13 protein-coding genes and 1 pseudogene are annotated in these 19983 nt (G+C 66.1%); 7 read left to right on the forward strand and 7 right to left on the reverse strand.

Annotation, left to right across the window (positions count from 1 at the left end; genetic code table 11):
• Positions 1-15 precede the first annotated feature (15 nt).
• From BN972_RS20060 to BN972_RS20070, 3 genes are read left to right on the forward strand one after another with little or no spacing between them, the layout of a single operon-like run.
• Positions 16-1398 carry an adenylate/guanylate cyclase domain-containing protein gene (locus tag BN972_RS20060; RefSeq protein WP_036361684.1) on the forward strand — a complete coding sequence of 461 codons (1383 nt, stop codon included), beginning with the start codon at positions 16-18 and terminating at the stop codon, positions 1396-1398.
• A gap of 48 nt (positions 1399-1446) precedes the next feature.
• Positions 1447-3690 carry a heavy metal translocating P-type ATPase gene (locus tag BN972_RS20065; protein WP_036361686.1) on the forward strand — a complete coding sequence of 748 codons (2244 nt, stop codon included), beginning with the start codon at positions 1447-1449 and terminating at the stop codon, positions 3688-3690.
• Positions 3691-3700: 10 nt separating this feature from the next.
• Positions 3701-3919 (forward strand): heavy-metal-associated domain-containing protein, encoded by a 219-nt coding sequence (locus BN972_RS20070; protein ID WP_036361693.1) that lies wholly within the window; start codon positions 3701-3703, stop codon positions 3917-3919.
• 19 nt (positions 3920-3938) lie between these two features.
• On the opposite strand, the pseudogene BN972_RS20075 reads toward BN972_RS20070, so the two are convergent.
• Positions 3939-5922, reverse strand: a pseudogene (locus BN972_RS20075) (cytochrome c oxidase assembly protein).
• Positions 5923-5986: 64 nt separating this feature from the next.
• Here BN972_RS20075 and BN972_RS20080 point away from each other — a divergent pair.
• The 3 genes from BN972_RS20080 to BN972_RS20090 all read left to right on the forward strand — a co-directional run bounded on the left by BN972_RS20080 (position 5987) and on the right by BN972_RS20090 (position 10043).
• Positions 5987-6682: a DUF5134 domain-containing protein gene (locus tag BN972_RS20080; protein ID WP_036361695.1), complete on the forward strand. Its 696-nt coding sequence runs from the start codon at positions 5987-5989 to the stop codon at positions 6680-6682.
• An 81-nt stretch (positions 6683-6763) separates the two neighbouring features.
• Positions 6764-9679 carry an MMPL/RND family transporter gene (locus tag BN972_RS20085; RefSeq protein WP_051545687.1) on the forward strand — a complete coding sequence of 972 codons (2916 nt, stop codon included), beginning with the start codon at positions 6764-6766 and terminating at the stop codon, positions 9677-9679.
• 16 nt (positions 9680-9695) lie between these two features.
• Positions 9696-10043: an MmcQ/YjbR family DNA-binding protein gene (locus BN972_RS20090; RefSeq protein WP_036363482.1), complete on the forward strand. Its 348-nt coding sequence runs from the start codon at positions 9696-9698 to the stop codon at positions 10041-10043.
• On the opposite strand, the gene BN972_RS20095 is transcribed toward BN972_RS20090, so the two are convergent.
• From BN972_RS20095 to BN972_RS20120, 6 genes are all read right to left on the reverse strand, one after another.
• Positions 10024-14175 carry an AMP-binding protein gene (locus BN972_RS20095; protein ID WP_080697125.1) on the reverse strand — a complete coding sequence of 1384 codons (4152 nt, stop codon included), beginning with the start codon at positions 14173-14175 and terminating at the stop codon, positions 10024-10026. The genes BN972_RS20090 and BN972_RS20095 overlap by 20 nt on opposite strands.
• Positions 14175-14402 (reverse strand): acyl carrier protein, encoded by a 228-nt coding sequence (locus tag BN972_RS20100; protein ID WP_080697127.1) that lies wholly within the window; start codon positions 14400-14402, stop codon positions 14175-14177. Before BN972_RS20100 ends, BN972_RS20095 begins: the two co-directional genes overlap by 1 nt.
• 4 nt (positions 14403-14406) lie before the next feature.
• Positions 14407-15951: a fatty acid--CoA ligase FadD10 gene (gene fadD10, locus BN972_RS20105; RefSeq protein ID WP_390176233.1), complete on the reverse strand. Its 1545-nt coding sequence runs from the start codon at positions 15949-15951 to the stop codon at positions 14407-14409.
• Positions 15952-16001: 50 nt separating this feature from the next.
• Complete coding sequence (locus BN972_RS20110; protein ID WP_036361703.1) at positions 16002-16565, reverse strand: FcoT family thioesterase; 564 nt, start codon at positions 16563-16565, stop codon at positions 16002-16004.
• Positions 16562-17431 (reverse strand): (3R)-3-[(carboxymethyl)amino]fatty acid oxygenase/decarboxylase, encoded by an 870-nt coding sequence (scoE, locus tag BN972_RS20115; protein ID WP_036361704.1) that lies wholly within the window; start codon positions 17429-17431, stop codon positions 16562-16564. The genes BN972_RS20110 and scoE overlap by 4 nt, the downstream gene beginning before the upstream one ends.
• A 213-nt stretch (positions 17432-17644) precedes the next feature.
• Complete coding sequence (locus tag BN972_RS20120; protein WP_036361705.1) at positions 17645-19015, reverse strand: PPE family protein; 1371 nt, start codon at positions 19013-19015, stop codon at positions 17645-17647.
• Between the two features lie 135 nt (positions 19016-19150).
• On the opposite strand from BN972_RS20120, the gene BN972_RS20125 reads away from it, so the two are divergent.
• Positions 19151-19960, forward strand: a complete 810-nt coding sequence (locus tag BN972_RS20125) for a class I SAM-dependent methyltransferase (protein ID WP_036361706.1) — start codon at positions 19151-19153, stop codon at positions 19958-19960.
• Positions 19961-19983: the final 23 nt, after the last annotated feature.

A 19983-nucleotide genomic window follows, 5' to 3' on the forward strand; every position in this document is an offset into this window, starting at 1 on the left:
GACTAGCATGTAACCGTGGCCCAGGTGCCCTGGAACATTCGGACTCGCTATGCCACCTGCGGCGAGGTCGATATCGCTTATCAAGTGTTCGGCGAAGGTCCGATCGATTTGCTGGTGCTGCCCGGCCCGTCCATCCCGATCGACACCGTCGACTCAGAACCGTCGATGTACCGCTTCCACCGGCGCCTGGCGTCGTTCGCCCGGGTGATCCGCTACGACCAGCGCGGGATCGGGCTGTCCTCGCGGGTCTCCACCGACATGATCGGTCCCCGGTACTGGGCCAAGGACGCGATCGCCGTGATGAACGCCGTCGGGTGTGAGCGTGCGACGATCCTTGCCCCGGGCTTCACCGCGATGACCGCGCTGGTGGTGGCCGCCGACTACCCGGAGCGGGTGGCCAGCCTGGTCATCGTCAACGGTGGGGCCCGCACGCTGCGCGCGCCCGACTACCCGATCGGGCACGAAATCGGCGAAGCGGACCCCTACACGACTATCGCGATCGAGCCCGACGCGGTCGAGCGGGGCTTCGACATCCTCAGCATCATCGCTCCCAGCGTCGCGAACGACAATGCCTTCCGCACCTGGTGGGACATGGCCGGCAATCGGGCGGCCTCGCCGAGCATGGCCCGCGCGATCATCACCGCCGTGCGCCAGGCGGACGTGCGCGACACCCTGGCCCGCGTCAGCGCGCCGACCCTGATCCTTCATCGCGACAACCGCAAGTTCAGCCCGATCGAGCACGGGCAGTACCTCGAAGAACACATCGCCGGTTCGCGACTGGTCGAACTGCCCGGCGAGGACACGTTGTATTGGGTCGGCGACACCGGCCCGATGCTTGACGAGATCGAAGAGTTCGTCACCGGCGTCCGTGGCAGCGGTGACGCCGAGCGGGTACTCACCACCATCGTGTTCACCGATATCGTCGGCTCCACCGAACGGGCGGCCCAGCTCGGTGACAACCGGTGGCGCGACCTGCTGGACAATCACGACAGCATCGTGCGCCACGAGATCCAGCGCTTCGGTGGCCGGGAAGTCAACACCGCCGGGGACGGTTTCGTGGCGACGTTCTCCAGCCCGAGCGCGTCGTTGGCCTGCTGCGACGCTCTGGTCGACGCCGTTCGGGTACTCGGAATCGAGATCCGGGTTGGCATCCACGCCGGCGAGGTCGAAGTGCGCGGTGTCCAGAAAGAAGACGTGGCCGGCATGGCCGTGCACATCGCCGCGCGCGTCGCGGCACTCGCAGGTCCCAGCGAGGTGCTGGTGTCCTCGACGGTGCGCGACATCGTCACCGGTTCCCGGCACCGGTTCTCCAGTCGCGGCGAACGTGAACTCAAGGGCGTCCCCGGCCAGTGGCAGCTGTGCGCCCTGGTGCGCGAACACGCGACTGTCCGGTCCTGACACCGCTTGTACGCTGGCGGTATCCAACTTGCCGACCGGAGGAGTGCTGTGGCGACCCCGCTTGTGCAGGACTCCGGCATCGGCGAGGTGCGGCGAGTCCGGCTCGACGTTTCCGGCATGTCGTGCGCGGCGTGCGCCAGCCGGGTCGAAACCAGACTCAACAAGGTGCCGGGGGTCCGGGCGTCGGTGAACTTCGCCACCCGCGTCGCGACCATCGATGCCGTCGACGTCGCCGACGAAGACCTGTGCGACGCGGTGGCCAAGGCCGGCTACCGGGCGACCCCGCACACCGAATCGACGCCCGGGGCAACCCCGGCCCGCGACCCTGATGCGCAGCACGCCCGCAGCCTGCTGCGCAGATTGCTGGTCGCGGCGGTGCTGTTCGTACCGCTGGCGGACCTGTCCAGCATGTTGGCGATCGTGCCGGAAGCCCGATTCCCCGGCTGGGGCTACGTGCTGGCCGCGCTAGCGGCGCCGATCGTGACGTGGGCCGCGTGGCCCTTCCACTCGGTCGGACTGCGCAATGCCCGCCACCACACGGCCTCGATGGAGACCCTGATCTCGGTCGGCGTCACCGCGGCCACCGGGTGGTCGCTGGCGACGGTGTTCTTTCCAAAGCAACCGCGCGAGACCACGGGTGTCTGGCAGGCGATTCTGCACAGCGACGCGATCTACCTCGAGGTGGCGGCGGGTGTCACTGTCTTCGTGCTGGCCGGCCGTTACTTCGAGGCCCGGGCCAAGTCCAAAGCCGGCGGGGCACTGCGCGCCCTGGCGGCGCTCGGCGCGAAGAGCGTCACCGTGCTACTGCCCGACGGCGCGGAGCTGGTGATACCGGCCGGCGAGCTCAAGAAGCGCCAGCGCTTCGTCACCCGGCCCGGCGAGACGATCGCCGCGGACGGCGTCATCGTCGAAGGAACCGCGGCGATCGACACGAGCACCATGACCGGTGAGGCCAAACCGGTGCGGGCACATCCGGGCGCCGCCGTGGTGGGCGGCACCGTCGTACTCGACGGCCGGCTGCTGATCGAGGCCACCGCGGTGGGTGCCGACACCCAGTTCGCGGCGATGGTGCGACTGGTCGAGGAGGCCCAGGCGCAGAAGGCACGGGCCCAGCGCCTCGCCGACCGCATATCGGCGGTGTTCGTGCCGACCGTGTTCGCCATCGCGCTGCTTGCCGGCGCGGCCTGGCTGATCGGCGGCGCCGGGGCCGAACGCGCCTTCTCGGTGACGCTCGGGGTGTTGGTGATCGCCTGCCCGTGCGCGCTGGGCCTGGCCACTCCGACGGCGATGATGGTCGCTTCCGGACGCGGGGCACAGCTGGGCATCTTCATCAAGGGTTACCGCGCGCTGGAAACCGTGCACGGCATCGACACCGTGGTGTTCGACAAGACCGGCACGCTGACCGTCGGGCAGCTGACGGTCAGCAGCGTGACGACGGCCGGCGGGCGCTCCGCCGACGACGTCCTGGCCTGGGCCGCCGCCGTGGAGGCTGCTTCCGAACATGCCGTCGCGACGGCGATCGTGGCAGCCGCGCCCGACTCCGCCCCGGTCGACGACTTCGCTGCGGTCGCGGGCTGCGGTGTTTCGGGACTGGTCGACGGACGCCGCATCGAGGTGGGCAAGCCGTCCTGGATCATCCGGACGGCACCGGCCGATCCGGTGCTCGACGCGGCGCGACTCGAGGGCGAGAGTCGTGGGGAAACAGTAGTTTTCGTGGCCGTCGATGGTGCGCCCTGCGCGGCGATCGCCATTGCCGACACGGTCAAGGACTCCGCCGCCGATGCGGTGGCCGCGCTGCATCGGCGCGGGCTGCACACGGTGCTGCTCACCGGCGACAACCGGGCGGCGGCGGACGCCGTCGCGGCGCGGGTGGGCATCGGAACCGTCGTCGCCGACGTCCTGCCCGAGGGCAAAGTCCAGGTGATCCAACGGCTGCGCGGGGAAGGCCGGACGGTCGCGATGGTGGGCGACGGCATCAACGACGGCCCCGCATTGGCCTGTTCCGATTTGGGATTGGCCATCGGCCGCGGAACCGACGTCGCGATCGGTGCCGCCGACATCATCCTGGTGCGCGACGATCTCGCCATCGTTCCCCAGTCGCTGGATTTGGCGCGTGCGACGATGCGCACCATCCGGATGAACATGATCTGGGCGTTCGGCTACAACGTGGCCGCCATACCGGTGGCCGCCGCGGGTCTGCTCAACCCGTTGATCGCCGGTGCGGCGATGGCGTTCTCGTCGTTCTTCGTCGTCTCAAACAGCCTGCGACTGCGTAACTTTGGACCTCAGTAGGATATTTTGCATGGCTGAACAGACATTCTCGGTCGACGGACTGCACTGCCAGGGGTGCGTGGACACCATCACCACCGCATTGACAGCATTGCGGCCGGTGAGCGCGGTGCGCATCGAGCTGAACACCGAAGGCGCCTCGGCGGTACATGTTTCGTCCAGTGCCGAGCTCAGCCCGGAGCAGGTGCAGGCGGCCCTGAAGGGTGAGGGCAACTTCAACGTGCTGGCGTGACTTGGGCCCGATGTAGGCCCTACCGTCGCATCTTTGAGAGCTCCTGCAGCATCGCGTTGTAGGCCGCGAGTTCGTCGTCGGCATAGTCGCTGTCGGCGTGCCGGTCACTGCGCGATGCCACCTTGCGGTCCTGACGCGCCCACTGCGACACCAACGCCACGATGACGATAATGATCGGCACTTCGGTGAGGCTCCAAGCGATTCCGCCACCGAGATGCTGGTCGTCGATGATGCTGGACAGCCACGGCAGGTCGACCGAGCGGTAGAACGTGGCGCCCACCGGCGATGCCATCGTCATCAACGCGATGCCGAAGAAGGCGTGAAAAGGCATGACCGCGAACAACAATCCGATCCGCCCCGGATAGGGCAGGCGGCGCGGCCCCGGATCGATCCCGATGATCGCCCAGTAGAACAGGTATCCGACGAGCAGGAAGTGCACCGCCATGAATTCATGGCCCCAGTGGTAGCGGACCAATGTGTCGAACAGCGGCGTGAAGTAGACGATGTACGGCGACCCAACAAACAGCACGAACGCGATGATGGGGTTCGACAGGAAAGCGGTGACTCGCGAGTGCAGTAGCCAGGTCAGCCATTCCCGCGGACCCGGCGGCTGTCCTTCGGCGGCGGCCGGAAGCACCCGCAGCGCCAGCGTGACCGGGCCGCCCAGCACCAGCAGCACCGGGATGAACATGTTCAACGTCATGTGCTCGGCCATGTGGACGCTGAACATCGCCGACCCGTAGGCGCGGATGCCGGAGCTGCTGGTGAATACCAGTGCGGCGCAACCGATCAGCCAGGCCACCAGCCTGCCGGCCGGCCAGGGGTTGCCGTTGCGCCGCAGCTTTACGTAACCCGCCGTGTACAGGATCGCGAGAACCAGGCCGGCGGTGCCGAGCAGGCTGTCGAACCGCCACAACGTCAGCACGGTCCCGATAGTCGGCGGATCCGGAAGCTGGTAACCGAGGAACACGTCCCAGCCGGTGTACCGGTGCGTGAGGAACCGCGGGGCGGCCTGCACGGTCGTCGCGGCGGTAGCCGCCATGACCGCGATTGTTGCCAGCGCAGCAATCACGCCGACGGTGCCGGAGCGCACCGGCCTCACGAACAACCCCCAGCAGTCGGTCAGCCACACCGCCGCCACCAGCGCGCCCGCGGCCAAACCCAGCCGGGCGAAATCCGATCCGAAGGCCGATCCGGATCCCGGAGTCAGCAGGTACAACAGGATCGCGCCGTAGCAGGCCGCCAGCGCGCCGCAGACCACCTGCAGCACCTGCACCGCGCGGGTCGGTGCCGTCGCGGTCATCGCGGCAACCGTCTTGAGGCCGGTCAGGGCGGCCACCGCAACCGCGAACACGATTACCGCGCTGGTCGAGTAGTCATGATCGGGCCCCTGGCCCGCATTGCCGGTCACCGCGGGCGCGGCGACGGCGAGCAGGGTGGGGATGAGCAGGACCGCGTGCCCGAGCCAGCGCGTGCTGAAGCGCAGCGTCACCGCAACCGGCACCGCCAGGACCGTAACGACGATCCATGCGCGGCCTGTCTCGGAAACAGAGACGGCGTCGAACAGCTTCCCGCTGCTCAACAACGCACCGGCACTCACACCGACGTCGTGGGCGCACTGGATCACCACCATCACCGCCGCAGCCACCGGCCACACCAGCGAAACACGCTCAGCCACCAGATGGATCCGGAACGCGGCCGCATCGATCAGCCCGTCCGGTTCCGGCCGCGACGTCATCACGACCAGCAGCAGGGCGCCCAGGCACACCGCACCCAGCAGCGACGCGACGAAGTACCCCACCGGCGCGGCGGCGCTGATGAAAGCACCGGGATACGGGTTGCCGGACTCGGCGTAGCGACGAGTTCCCGATGCCAACCCATATGCACTGACCGGCGCCGGCGAGCACGGCGGACCCGGCCGCCAGCGCCGCCGTCCGCGCCGAACGCGACCGGTCCACTCGGGCGGCCGGCGTCACCTGCGCGCTCGGCCCATCAGTCCCCACCCCTGCAGCTTACGACCGTGCGTCGTAGCCACCTGTCGCCTGGAGCGCCTAGTGTTCGGTGACTGTGATTGATGATCTGCCGCTGCGGTGGGCAGTCACCGGCCTGTTCCTGCTGAGCGCCGTGGGGTTCGTGCTAGTCGTCGACCGCCGGTCCTGGACTTCGGTGGTCAGCTACGGGCTGCACCTCACCATGGCGATCGCGATGGCGGTGATGGCCTGGCCGCAGGGACTGGGGCTGCCGCCGACACCCGCCGAGGCCTTCTTCCTGGCGGCAGCCCTGTGGTTCGTGATCATGGCGGTTCTCGCCACCCGCATGGGCGGCATGCGACTGCTGCGTGGCTATCACGCCCTGAAGATGCTGGCGATGGCGTGGATGTATGCCGTTGTTCATCATCAGCCGCTGCCCGAGGGGCTGGGTGCCGGGCACCAGCACCACCACCACCACCATGAGATGCCGCCGGACCAGCCGATGCCGGACATCGAGATGACCCCCGACATGAACCCCGGCATGACCCCGGGCATGACGCCCGCCGCCGCGCCGGCCGACGATTGGCCGGGCTGGGTCGATGTCGGCAACTGGGGGTGGGCGCTGCTGTTCGTCGTCGCCGCCGCGGTGTGGGGGTATCGGTATGTCGCGCAACGGCGCGTAGCCCGGCGGCGGCGGTCGCGGCGGTGGCGCACCACTCTCGGCGCCGCCCTGCAGGCCATGATGGCCGCGGGTACGGCGATCATGTTCGGCGCGCTGCTGCTGCAGGGCTGAGGGTGTAACGTTTCCGCCCTTCCATCGACTAACTGCGCAGACGCTCAGTAGATTGGGCCGCGGTGGCAGGCCGCAAAGGAGATGTCAGTGCAGACCCAGCAACCCGTCGACGGGGCGGCGACGGGTTCAGCTCATCCCGGCCATGCCGAGCGGCCGCTCATCGCCAGGACGATCCACGCCCTCGCGGTGCCGATCATCCTGTTCTGGATCGCCGTGGTCGTCGTGCTCAGCGTGTTCGTCCCCTCGCTGGAGATAGTCGGGCAGGAGCGATCGGTGTCGCTGAGTCCGAAGGACGCGCCGTCGCTGATTGCCCTGAACCGCATCGGCCACGTCTTCAAGGAAGGCGAGACCGACAGTGTGGCGATGGTCGTCTTGGAGGGCGACAAGCCGCTGGGCGATGACGCGCACCGGTACTACGACTTGCTGATCCGCAAGCTGCGTGCCGATAAGACGCATGTGCTCAGCATCCAGGATTTCTGGGGCGACCCACTGACCGCGGCGGGCGCCCAGAGCAGCGACGGCAAGGCGGTGACCGTCCAGGTCAACCTGGCCGGCAACCAGGGCGAGCTGCTGGCCAACGAATCCGTCGCCGCCGTGCGCAAGATCGTCGACGGCACTCCCGCACCACCTGGAATCAAGGCCTACGTGACCGGCGGCGCGGCACTGGCTGCGGACCTGCATGACAGCGGCGACAAATCCATGGCGAAAGTCACCCTGACCACGGTCGCGGTGATCCTGGTGATGCTGCTGTTCGTCTACCGGTCGCCCATCACCGTGTTCCTGCTACTGGTCACGGTCGGTGTACAGCTCTCGGCGGCGCGCGGGATAGTCGCACTGCTCGGTCACAACGAGCTCATCGGGCTGTCCACCTTTGCCGTCAGCCTGCTCACTTCGCTGGCGATCGCGGCCGGGACCGACTACGGGATCTTCATCATCGGTCGCTATCAGGAGGCCCGCCAGGCCGGTGAGGACCGCGAGTCGGCCTTCTACACCATGTACCGAGGGACAGCGCACGTCATTTTGGGCTCCGGTTTGACCATCGCCGGTGCGACGTTCTGTCTGAGCTTCACCCGAATGCCCTACTTCCAGACCCTCGGTGTGCCCTGCGCGGTGGGAATGCTGACCGCGGTCGTCGTGGCGTTGACCCTGGGTCCCGCCGTTCTGATCGTCGGAGGCCGGTTCGGGTTCTTCGATCCCAAGCGCTTCCTGGCGGTGCGCGGCTGGCGCCGGGTCGGCACCGTGGTGGTCCGCTGGCCGCTGCCCGTGCTGGCCGCCACCTTCGCCGTCGCCATGGTCGGGTTGCTGACGTTGCCCGGATACAAACCCAGCTACGACGACCAGGCGTACCTGCCCAGCTTCATCCCCGCCAATGAAGGATTCGCGGCAGCGAACCGGCACTTCTCCCAGGCCCGGATGAAGCCCGAGATCGTGATGATCGAGTCGGATCACGACATGCGCAACCCGGCGGACTTTTTGGTGCTGGACAAGCTGGCCAAGGGCCTCTTCCGGGTGCCGGGGATCTCGCGAGTCCAGGCCATCACCCGCCCCGACGGATTGGCCATGGAGCACACCACGATTCCGTTCCAGGTCAGCATGTCCAACGCTGGGCAGGTACAGACGATGAAGTACCAGCGGGACCGGATGGACGACATGCGCAAGCAGGCCGACGAGATGGCCAAGACGATTTCGCTCATGCAGCGCATGTACGGCCTGATGACCCAGCTCGCCGACCAGACCCACCGCATGGTCATCGACACGGTCGAGATGCAGGAGATCACCAACGAGTTGCGCGACCACATCGCGGATTTCGATGACTTCTGGCGCCCGGTGCGCAGTTATTTCTATTGGGAGAAACACTGTTACGACATCCCGGCCTGCTGGTCATTGCGGTCGATCTTCGACGGCCTGGACGGGCTGGACGCGATCGACGAGCGCCTTGACGTGCTGGTCGGCGACATCAAGAACCTGGACCGGTTGATGCCGCAGATGCTGTCCACCTTCCCTCCGATGATCGAGACGATGGAAAGCATGCGGGTCTCGATGCTGACCATGCACAGCACCATGTCGGGCATCTTCGACCAGATGGCCGAGATGAGCGAGAACGCCAACGCCATGGGCAAGGCCTTCGATGCCGCGAAGAACGACGATTCGTTCTACCTTCCCCCAGAAGTGTTCAAGAACAAGGACTTTCAGCGTGCGATGAATTCGTTCCTGTCCTCGGACGGGCACGCGGCGCGGTTCATCGTGCTGCATCGCAGCGACCCGGCCTCCGAGGACGGCATCGCCAGTATCGACAAGTTGCACACCGCGGCGGAGGAGTCGCTCAAGGGCACACCGTTAGAGGACGCCAAGATCTACGTGGCCGGCATGGGCGCCGTCTTCAAAGACATCTCCGAGGGCGCCAAGTGGGACCTGGTGATCGCCGGGATCTCGTCGCTCTGTCTGATTTTCATCATCATGTTGATCCTCACCCGCGCGTTCATCGCCGCCGCGGTGATTGTGGGGACGGTCGCGATCTCGCTGGGTGCTTCGTTCGGGCTGTCCGTGCTGATGTGGCAGCACATTCTCGGTATCCCGTTGCACTGGTTGGTGATCGCCATGTCGGTGATCGTGCTGCTGGCGGTGGGGTCGGACTACAACCTGCTGTTGGTCTCGCGGTTCAAACAGGAGATCCACGCCGGACTCAACACCGGGATCATCCGGTCCATGGGCGGCACCGGAAAGGTGGTCACCAACGCGGGATTGGTGTTCGCCTTCACGATGGGCGCCATGATCGTGGGTGACGCGCGGATGATCGGACAGGTGGGCACCACCATCGGACTGGGGCTGCTGTTCGACACGTTGATCGTGCGCGCGCTGATGACGCCTTCGATCGCCGCGCTGCTCGGTCGCTGGTTCTGGTGGCCGATCAATGTCCGGTCGCGGCCCGCCCGGCCGCGGGTACCGGTGGAGCCCAACCCGCCGGACCGTTCCCTGGTCTCCAGCGATCAGCGGTAGGCCAGCTGTGTCCAACATGCCGAAGCTGGAGGCCATCGTCGCTCGCCTCCCGGAGGCCACCCGGGTCGACATCGAGGCGTGGGGTTCTGAGCCGACCTTCCGGGTGCGCGGCAAGAACTTCGTCTTCAGCTCACCGGACGCGAGCAGCATCACCGTCAAGCTCTCCCAGGAAGAGGCCGCGGCAGTCGTTGCCACCGACGCCGACGCGGAACCTACGGGCTACGGCCTCGGTCGGCACGGTTGGGTGTCAATCCGGCTCGGGCGCAGGGTTTCGGCCGAGCGCTGGCGGGAGATCGAGGAGTGGATCCTGACCTCCTACAGCCTCGTCGCACCCAAGAAGCTGGTCAAGCAACTGGGGCTGTGACTGCGTCCTGAAGCAGCGGCCGCAACCCCTCTGGTGCCGCGGCGACTTCAGCAACACGTTCGACATTCAGCGCAACCGTCGGGAAATCGGCCAGGTACTCCCCGTAGGAGCGGCCACCAAGCCGCATGCCCAAACTCACCCAGGCGTCCAGCACCGACCATCGCCGTGGATTGGCTACGGCCCAGTCGCTTTCGTCCAGACGGTTCTTCCATTGCACGACCTCGGTTTCCGCACAACCGAATTCGGTGAGCAGCCCGGCGTAGGCCACCCGCTCCCCCGTCACCACGGTGATGCCGCGACCCAGCGCAGCCGGCCCACCCAGCTCCGGAACCAATCCCAGGATCGCGTGGGCGGCGGCGTGTCCGGTGGTGAGCTCTTCTGTCAGGTTCACCGCGGGATAGGCGCCCAGAGTCACACAGGCGTCGATCAGGGAGACCAAAATGTCGGCGCTGGTGGCTAATTGCCGGTCAATCCCCAGCACCCTCGGCAGTCGCACGATGGTGTAATCGAGTGTGCTCGGTGCGGCCGACACCACCAGTTCCGCCAGCGACTTGGACGCCGCGTACGGGTAGGGCGACGTGCCGGGGTCGGTGACCACCGTCGCGTCAACCTGTGCATTGACGACGTAGGTGGACAGATGCACCAGTCTGGCGCCATGCTGAACGCACGAATCCACCAGCACGCGAACAAAGTTGACGTTCGCCGGTCGGAGATCGCGGTAGGGCACGACCACGTTGGTGTTCCCGACGCAGTTCACGACGGTTCGAGCGCCGGTGTCGCGGATCAGCGTGTCGAGTTCCTCAGGGCCGGGTTCGGCGCTCAGACGCCGGGTCCACACGCCGTCGATGCGTTGCAGATCGGTCCACGGTGCGTGCTCGGGCAGCTCGGACCTGGTGGCGAAGACCACGTCAGGACACGGCGTCCCGGACTGTTTCAGGTCGAGAACCGCCCGCGCGAATCCGGTGCCGAGAATCCCGGATGCCCCGAGTACCAGGATGGTGTCCCGTTTGGCATTGTCGCTCAACGCTTTTGGGTGTTCCGGTGGGTATGCCGCCGCGAGGTCGTCCGCTATCTCGGCCGCGGTCGCGCCGTCCATCCACTCGCCGGCGGGCAGCATCCGTGCCAGGTTGGCGGCCGTGTCGGCGCTGATCAGATCCAGGATGGTGAGGTGCCGGTTCAGGTATCTGCGCGTGTCGGGCAGGATCCGGATCAAATCCAGCGAACCGACGCCGGCGTCGAGTAACGACGAGTCCGCCGCCAGATCGGCGCCCAGGTGACGGCTCCAGATCTGAGCGAGTCCGGCCGCGCCGGAATCGGCATGGGCCGCGCCCGGCAGGGCATCCGCCGAGCCCGGCAACATCCGCAGCTTCGCGCTGTCTACCTTGCCGCTGGGCTTGCGGGGGATGTTCGGCACGGCGACGACGAAAAACGAAGGCACCCCCAGTCTCGTCAGGACACAGCGGATGCGTGCGGCCGTGGCGGTGTCCGCACCGTCTGTGCGGCTTCGCTGCGTCTGGAACCACACCCCGAGTCTTCCGTCGCACAATTCGACGGCGACATCGGATACCGCGGGATCCTCGGTGATGCGTCGGCTCACGTCGGCGATATCGACCCGCTTACCGGAGATCTTGACCAGCGCGTCTTTTCGTCCGGCGAAGACCGGATGACCCTCATCGTCGGCGGTCACCCGGTCAGCGGTGGCGAACGCCCGATACCGCGAACCGTCCACGGCGGTCACGGTGCCGAAGCCGCCGCCGTCAATGCCGAGATAGCCCGTTGCGACCAGGTCACCGACAATGACGATCTCACCGAACGCGACGAACATTGACTCAGCCACCAGCGGCCGGCCCACCCGGCGCCGGGCGGGGTCGCCGGTGGCAGCGGTGATAGGCAGATAGCTGGACACCACGGTGGTTTCCGTCGGGCCATAGCTGGAAACGAGCGAGATCTCTCGCTCGCCCGGTGCCGCGACCCATTTGTCGACGGCGCGCGGGCGTACGGCTTCCCCGCCGATCACGATCTGCCGCACGCTCGAGCGGCGGATGATGTCGACCACCTCGCGGTCCTCGGACAGTAGCTGCCATACGGCAGTCGGCAGGTCGACTACGGTCACGTTCTCGGCGGCTATGTCGGCTGCCAGCGCGGTAATGTCACCGGACTTCATGGCTGCGGTCCGGCGTAGCTGCGCTCCGCAGGCCGCCGCGCCGAAGATCTCTTCGACGCTGATGTCGGATGTCAGTGGGGCGCATTGCAGGATGCGGTCCGCTGTGCCCCATCCGTATGCCCGTGCGACCGCGGCGCAGAACAGCGCCAGCGACCCATGGGTGACGTGGACGAGCTTGGGTGTCCCGGTGGTCCCGGAGGTTGGCATGACGTAGGCGGTCCTGGCCGACAACCGGGCATCCCTTGCCACCAGCTCGACACGTCCGTCGACAAGCTCGCGGTCGTTCTCGTCGGCGGTCGCCGCGGTCAACGTTGCCGCGGCGATTTCGACCACGTGCACCGAGATATCGTCGATGTGCTCGGCAATCGCGCTGGCCCGCAACGGCATCTCGTCTCCGCTGTTGCAGACGCTGTATCCGCAACCGGCGAGGTGGCACGCGATCAGCAGGTCGATGGTCCGGTCCGTGTCGTCGTCGCAGCAGACCACGATGTCGCCGGGCACCACACCGTTGCGGACCAGCCAGGCGAGCCAGGCCTGCACATCAGGGCGACTGGCCAATATCCCGCGGGCACCTGCCGGCGAGTTCAGAAACCAGGCCGGTACGGCCGGCGGTTCGGGCCGGAACGCCGCCCCGCTGCGGCGGTAGGCCCCGTCCGGGTCGATGCGCAACCACTCGTCGACCACCGTGGCAATCGGCTGTTCCCACGACGCCGCCATTGACTCCAGCGCGTCGCCGATGCGTGCGGCGACGCCGCGATATGCCTTGTCCGCGGACCGATCCGCCCTGTCCCAGATGGCCACCCGCAGCATGCCTTCGTTCTCGTCCAGCACACTGGCCACGGTCATACCCTCGACCGGACCGATATCCGTGGCGATCGGCGTTTCGGACAGGTACCGGCGCAGGCTGGGCGCACACGCCCCGCGGATGAAATTGAGGGTCAACGTCTCTACCTGTGTGGTCCGGTTGATCGCGAAATACATACGGCGGAAATGCTCTTCACGAAGCCACCGCCGCCGGACGGCCCTGACGTAGCCTCGGTCGAGCGTGTTGACGAGATCGGCTACCGAGGCGAACGGGGAGAATCGGACCGGGTGCGCGACGGAGTTGACCAGACAGGTCGCAACATCCAGTTCCGGATCACCGAACCGGTTATCCACCGCGTGTACCAGTAGGTTGTCGGTGCTCTGCCGGAGGCTGGAAAACACCCCGACGGCCGCCGCGGCCACCAGCACGTTGAGCGGGACCTGCTTGTCCTCTGAGAGAGCTCGGATAGCGGCAAAGGCGTTGCCGGACAGGGTGACTGACTCACGCAGGACACCCTTGGCGGCCGCCCCGTGCGGTTCATCCGAGCCGGAATTGTGCAGGCCGCGGCGCGCATCGTCGGTGAGCTCACGTTGCACCACAGGCCCGACGCGTTGCAGCGCCTCGTCAACCTTGGCCGCCTCACGTCGGTGGGCCGCCGCCAGTCTGGTCAAACCCTCGGTAACGCTGGCGTTTTCACTACCGGCGTCCGCCAGATGCCGAGCCAGGTCATTCTCGATGATCCCGGTGGCGCCACCGTCGAGCAGGATGTGATGGGTGTGGGCGTCAAGACCGGACACGTGGCCGTCGTTCGTGGTCCAAACGGTGTAGCGGACTAGTGGCTTGTCCACAATGCCCGAGGACCAGGAGCGGGTGATGTCGTCGGCGCACCGGGCGGTGTCCGCGTCATCGACCGACCGCACCCGGACGATGTCACCGGTGCGCAGGCGCGGTGTCAGTTCGGGATAATCGGTGCCGGCGGATTCGAGAATGCAGAGTTGCACGGGATTTTCGGAGATCGTGGCGTGCAGGGCGGCCAAGAACCCGGGCAGCGGCAGCGGATGGAACCGGTAGGTCTTGCCGATCAGATACAGCGCGGGATCACTGTCCTGCAGCACCCCGTTGTAGAGGTTCCGCTGCGATCTGCTCAACGGGATTCGCGTGATCACCCCAGGCCTCCGGTCAATTCCCGAACCCAGCCCGCGATCGACAGATCTTCCGCCAGTCGCGCCGGCACCTCGGATTCGCGGTTCACCCCAAGCTGTTTCATCAGCAGGACGAACCGTACCGAGTCCAGTCCGAGGTCTCGCAGATCCGTGGCATCCCCGTCGAACAGATCGGTCTCGTCGATGTAGAGGACCTCACAGACGGCGGTGACAATCTTTTCCCGCACCACCTCAACCACGAGCGTCGACTCCGACCATTTCGATGCCAGCCTGCGCGGCCAGCGACGCCCGCATCACCTTGCCGGACTGGGTGCGCGGAATGGCGGTGACGATGGCTATCGTCGACGGTCGTGCCGCCGACTCCGACTCCTGCCGGAAGTGAGCCGCGATCGCCTGCTTGAGCTTTCGCGTCTGCGTCTCGTCCAGGTCCGCCGACGGGACGACGGCCAAACCCACCAGCGCGCCGAACTCTTGATCGGCGATTTCATAGCAGGCCGCCTCCCGCACCCCGGGCACGGCTTCGGCAATACGGTCGACCTCATCGGGCGCAACGTTCACACCGCCGGAGATGATCATTTCCGACGACCTGCCCTTGATGTAGAAGAAGCCGTCCTCGCGTTGTTCAAGCAAATCCCCGGTGTTCACCCAGCCATCCACCAGCACCTCATCGGTGCGTTGCGGATTGTTCCAGTACCCCAGCATGTTTGCCGGTGATTTGATCCACAGGGTCCCGGAGGAGGCGGGACGGCCGTCGGCGGCAACGAGTCGAACCTGCACGCCGGGGTATGGGCGTCCCACCGCACCTTCCTCGATCTTGCTGATCGATCCCTCGTCGGTCGGGAGACACAGTGCGGTGCAGCCGGTTTCGCTGAGGCCGTAAACCTGCGCGGTGCGAATGCCCATGGCTTCGATGGCTCGCACGTCGGCCGCGATCGCTCGTGAGCCGCCGTATCCGACCAGCCGCAGCGACGGGACCTTGGCATCGCCGGCCTTCAGTTCGGCGATCAGTTTGGCCAGCAGGGTGGGAACCAGGCATGTGGTGGCCACCTCGTGCGCGGTGAGAATCTCCAGAAGCGAAGTCGTGTTCTCGCCGCCGGTGACACACAGACCGCCCCGCATCAGGCAGGTGAAGATCCACCACAGTCCGCCGATATGTGTGGCCGGCAGTGGCGAGTAGGTCGTTTCACCGTCGACCCAGGTCACCCAGTTCAACCCGGCTTCCCGCAGAATGTCCGGGATCGCAAAGAAGGTGCGGTTGGCAAGCAACACGGCCTTGGGTTCGCCGGTCGTGCCGCTGGTGAAAATCATCGCCAGTGGATCGTCGGCGCCCCGCTCCGGGAACGGCGTATCGGTGTCCGGTACCGGCCCGGTGCTTTGCACGCCGTCGGTCACGTCGACCGGGATCGACGGTATCGACCGCAGCGTGTCCGGCAGATCGGCGGTGCCGGTCCTGCTCCCGGGCGCGACGAGAATCGCGCTCGGGGCAGTGATTTGACCGAACCGCCCAATGGTCGCCGAAGGGAGATTGCCGTCAGCCATGACGGCGATCGCGCCGACCCTGGCGCAAGCCAGGACGGACAGGTACGTCTCGGGCCCGTTGTCCGAGATGACGAGCACCCGAGCGCCCGGCGAAACCGAGGCCGCACGCAGGGTCGTGGCAAGCCGGTTCACCTCGGCGACCAGTTCGCCGTACCGGAGCGTGCTGCGGCCGTTGCACCGACGCAGTGCGATGGCATCGGGCCGCTGCCGCGCCTGTGCGACAACACGCTCCAGCACGGTGGACGGTAATTGCGTCATGACTTCCTAACTTCTTTCCTGCCAGCCGGTTACGGGATGTTGAGGGCGGCTAGTTCGACCTCAGCGGTCGCCGCCCCACCGAACTCGTCCCAGAACTCGATCGCACACGGGACCGAGAGGTAGCGCAGTGACCGCTCCATGACCTTGAAGTTCTGACACAACAGGCGGGCGGAGAACTTCTGGGCGTGAATCGGCCTTCTGAAGCGCGACGACGTGTTCTTGATCAGCATGCTCGGCAGCTGCAGGTCGAAATAGTCGGAGATCGACCAGCCGCGCAGCACCGGAATTTCCTCGTTGAGAACCGCCGGCGCAAAGGCGCAATATGCGAGTTGGTTGAAACACATCACCAACTCGACCGCATTGAAGTGGCCCGTGCTCCGGATGTAGGCCGGCTCACTGATGCTGAAGTTCCCATATGCCAACACCGAATCGGCGGTCGCCTTGTACGACGCGTCGATCAAATAGCGGCACCCTTTGTACGCGTACGGCTCGAGCACTCTGGCGAGGAGGTGCTCCTCGATGGGGCCGGTGTCGGTGATATCCGCGAACTCCGTGCGGGTTTGGGCAGAAGGGGACAAAACGATGGTACTCATACTGGATATCCTGGTGTTTCGAGTCCGTCCATCATGGTCAGACGGTGAGTGGTTAAGTGGCCGTTGGCCGTACCGTGTTTGGCACGGTGCATGAGGACGCGGTTGTCCCACAGAATGATGTCGCCGACTTCGTAGTGCTGCGTGTGAATGAACGGCGACTTGTACTCGGTATCGAGCTGACCCGTGGCTTCCATCAGTTCTTGCAGGATCGCCGGGTCGAGCACATTACCGTCTTTGTCGCTGATCTTGGTGGTGCCCGTGGCGCAGATGTAGAGAATCTCTTCACCTGTGTGCGGGTGTCTGATCACCGTCGGCCACTGGATGGGCGGTGTGGTCCGGTTGATCTCGTCCCACACTTCCCCGATGGGCTTGTAGACGTCACGCGGCCGAATCTTGATGTGGCGCCGCGGATCATGGGTACTGAATGTCCCGCGGACTGGCCGCTGTTTGGCGGCCGGAAGGGACTGCCACACCTTGGCAAGATCGATGAAGTAGGTGCCGCGGTCGTGTCCTGGCACTGTTAGCGGCAGCACCATGGAAAACGCGAACGGCTCCGGCATGAACATGTAGTCGATATGCCAGAAGGCGCCCGTCTTGGGGACCCCCTGCCCCTCCTCTGTGGAGGAGACAAAAATCTCGGGATGGTCCTGATGGTGGTACAACGGCTCGTAATACGGAATGATCTCACCGACGAGCCTGCCGAGTTGAATGAATTCCTCGGGCGAGGGATGGACATCTTTGAGCACCACCAGCTTGTGGGTATAGACGATGTCCCGAATTTCCTCAGTGGATATGTGGTCGAGGTTCTGTGGATCCAGGCCGGTGACCTGGGCTCCGAGTCCCTCGCCTTTGACGTTAAGAGTCATGGGATTGTTCTTTCAGTCGTTGAATGGGCGCACGCCGCAGCGGCGCGAAATGTGCTGGAAATCAATATCTGTCGTGATGCAAACCCCCTTGGTGAGCCGGCAGCCGGATCGACGGCGACTCAACATTCGTGATGGGAGGAATCTGCCACCGGTTGCTTGGCGGATTCTTGGTGCATTCTTGACGGATCCTTGGGGTCACTGGTTGGGTCGGCGTCATCGGCGCCTCGCCGGTTGTTCGTCCGAGATGTCCCAACCGGCCGGCAGCAACGGGACCGTCGTGCCGGCGCCCCCTGCCTGGCGTTGCACCAATCCTGCTGGTGCACTGGCGCTTTCAGGAATTGTGGAGGCGAAACCGAGTGGACCGGCGCCCAGGGAGCTCGCTGTCGCCTCGGCCCCCTCGTCGGCGACGGGGCTATCCATAGAGGCATCGAGGAACTCGTCCCGGTACCCGCGTAGCACAGCGCCACTCTTGCCGCGGCTGCGACGCCAAGCCCCCGCTTGACGGTCCAATCTCGTTGTGGTGCAAGTCTTCACGGGTTCGCCGACAGTTTCCGTGGCCGTCGTCGCGGCTCTGGGCCCGAACCCGACACCGGGTGGTGACATAGCGGGCACGGCGTAGCTGATACCGGGCGCCGGTGAACCGGCGGCGGGCGAGGTCGCGGAGGTAGTGCCGGCGTCGGGCGTGCCGGCGTGCTGGACCGCGCTGGCCGCGCTCGCGGCGACGGGCGATGCCGGGGTCGCGATGTTGTCGTTCATCCGCTGGGCAGGCGCGGCGGCGACCGCCGTGGCCGGCGCATCCGGTAGCTGCTCGAGAAGCCACCCGCCGTCGAGCGCGCCAAGGGCGCTCAGGGCGCTGAGCGCGGGAGTGAAAAACGGAAGCAGCAGTAGGGAGTACGAGGCGTAGTACGGGTACCAGAGGACGTCGTAGAGGAGCAGCGCGATCACGGCCAGCGCAACGGCGCCGGGCGGGCTGAGTCCGAATTGCTGAAAGAACTGCAGAAAATACTTGTAGGGATCAGCCAGGAAATCGGCCAGGTTGTCGACCAGCGACGTGATCGAGTCGGACGTGAGGATAGGTGGCGCGGGCCGGGCGGCCGGCACTGCCGCGGTCGCCATTGCCGTGAGGGCTTGGTAGCCAGCCATGGTGTCGGCGGCTTGCACCCACATCCGGGCGTAGTCGCTCTCGTTGAGGGCGATCGCAATGGTGTTGAGGCCGAAGAAGTTCGTTGCGACCAGGACACCGTGCACCGCGTGGTTTGTGGCCAGTTCCATCAGAGTCGGCATGGCGGCCAGTGCGCTATCGTAGGCGGCCGCCGCCGCCTGATGCTGTGCCGCGGCAGTGGCACTGTCCAGCGCGGCTTGCTCCAGCCAGGCCAGATACGGGCCATGTGCCGCTACATATTCTGCGGCACTGGCGCCCTGCCAGGCGCCGGCTTGCACCTCGGCCAGCACCCGGCGCAACTCGGCGGCCGCGTGTCCGTAGTGTTCGCTGAGTTCATGCCACCGTGCCCCGGCGGCAAGCAGTGATCCCGGCCCGGGTCCGGCGCTCAACAGTGACGAATGCACCTCGGGGGGCATCGCCATCCATATCGGGCCAGTCAGGCTGCCACCTCCGGGGCGTCGGTTTGCTCGGTCGTCTGAGGTAGTCGTCCGGGGCGGGCCGAAAGTTCCCTGTCGACAGCGGCGAGGCGGAAACCCGTGATCAGTAGAGTCGGATCCATGCCGACCGTCGACGGCCGTCACCTGCAGGGCGTTTCCGAGACCGCGTTGCTCACGCTGCATCAGCGGGCAACCGAGGCCGCTCGTCCGGACGGCATCATCGACGACCCGATGGCGATCAGACTTCGCGACAGCATCGACTACGACTACGACCATTTCGGCCGCACCCATCAGGCAACAGCGCTGCGCGCCTTGGCTTTCGACAACGCCACCCGCGATTTCCTGGCGGCGCGTCCACGCGCCACGGTGGTGGCCCTGGCCGAGGGCCTGCAAACCAGCTTCTGGCGCGTGGACAACGGACAGCTGACCTGGTTGTCGGTGGACCTCGAGCCGATCGTGCAATTGCGCCGGCAGTTGCTTCCGGCAACCGACCGGCTGCAGTACCGTGCTCAGTCCGCGCTCGACTACTCCTGGATGGACGCAGTAGACGTCACCGGCGGTGTGCTGATCACCGCCGAGGGTCTGTTCCAGTATCTGCAGCGCCCCGCCGTGTTCGGCCTGATCGAACAGTGCGCCAGACGATTTCCGAACGGCCGGCTCATCTTCGACAGCGTTCCGTGGTTACTGAGTATGTATTCGCGGCGGCGTGGTTTCCGGCTCAGCGAGCACTACACGGCGCCACCGATGCCGTTCTGGTTCACCGCCGAGGACTATTCGCAATTGCGTGCCGTCCCCGGTGTCCGGGCCGTGCGCGAACTGCCCGCTCCGCCGGGTCGTGGCTTGCTGCTACGCAGAGTCGTCCCACTGGCCTACCGGCTCACAGCGCTGAAGAGGTTCCGCGCGCCCACCACCGAGGTGGATTTCGAGTGAGCGGTGTGCCGGGTTGCCGGGAA

It is taken from the genome of Mycobacterium asiaticum DSM 44297 (assembly GCF_000613245.1).
In the GTDB taxonomy this organism is placed as follows: Bacteria; Actinomycetota; Actinomycetes; order Mycobacteriales; family Mycobacteriaceae; genus Mycobacterium; species Mycobacterium asiaticum.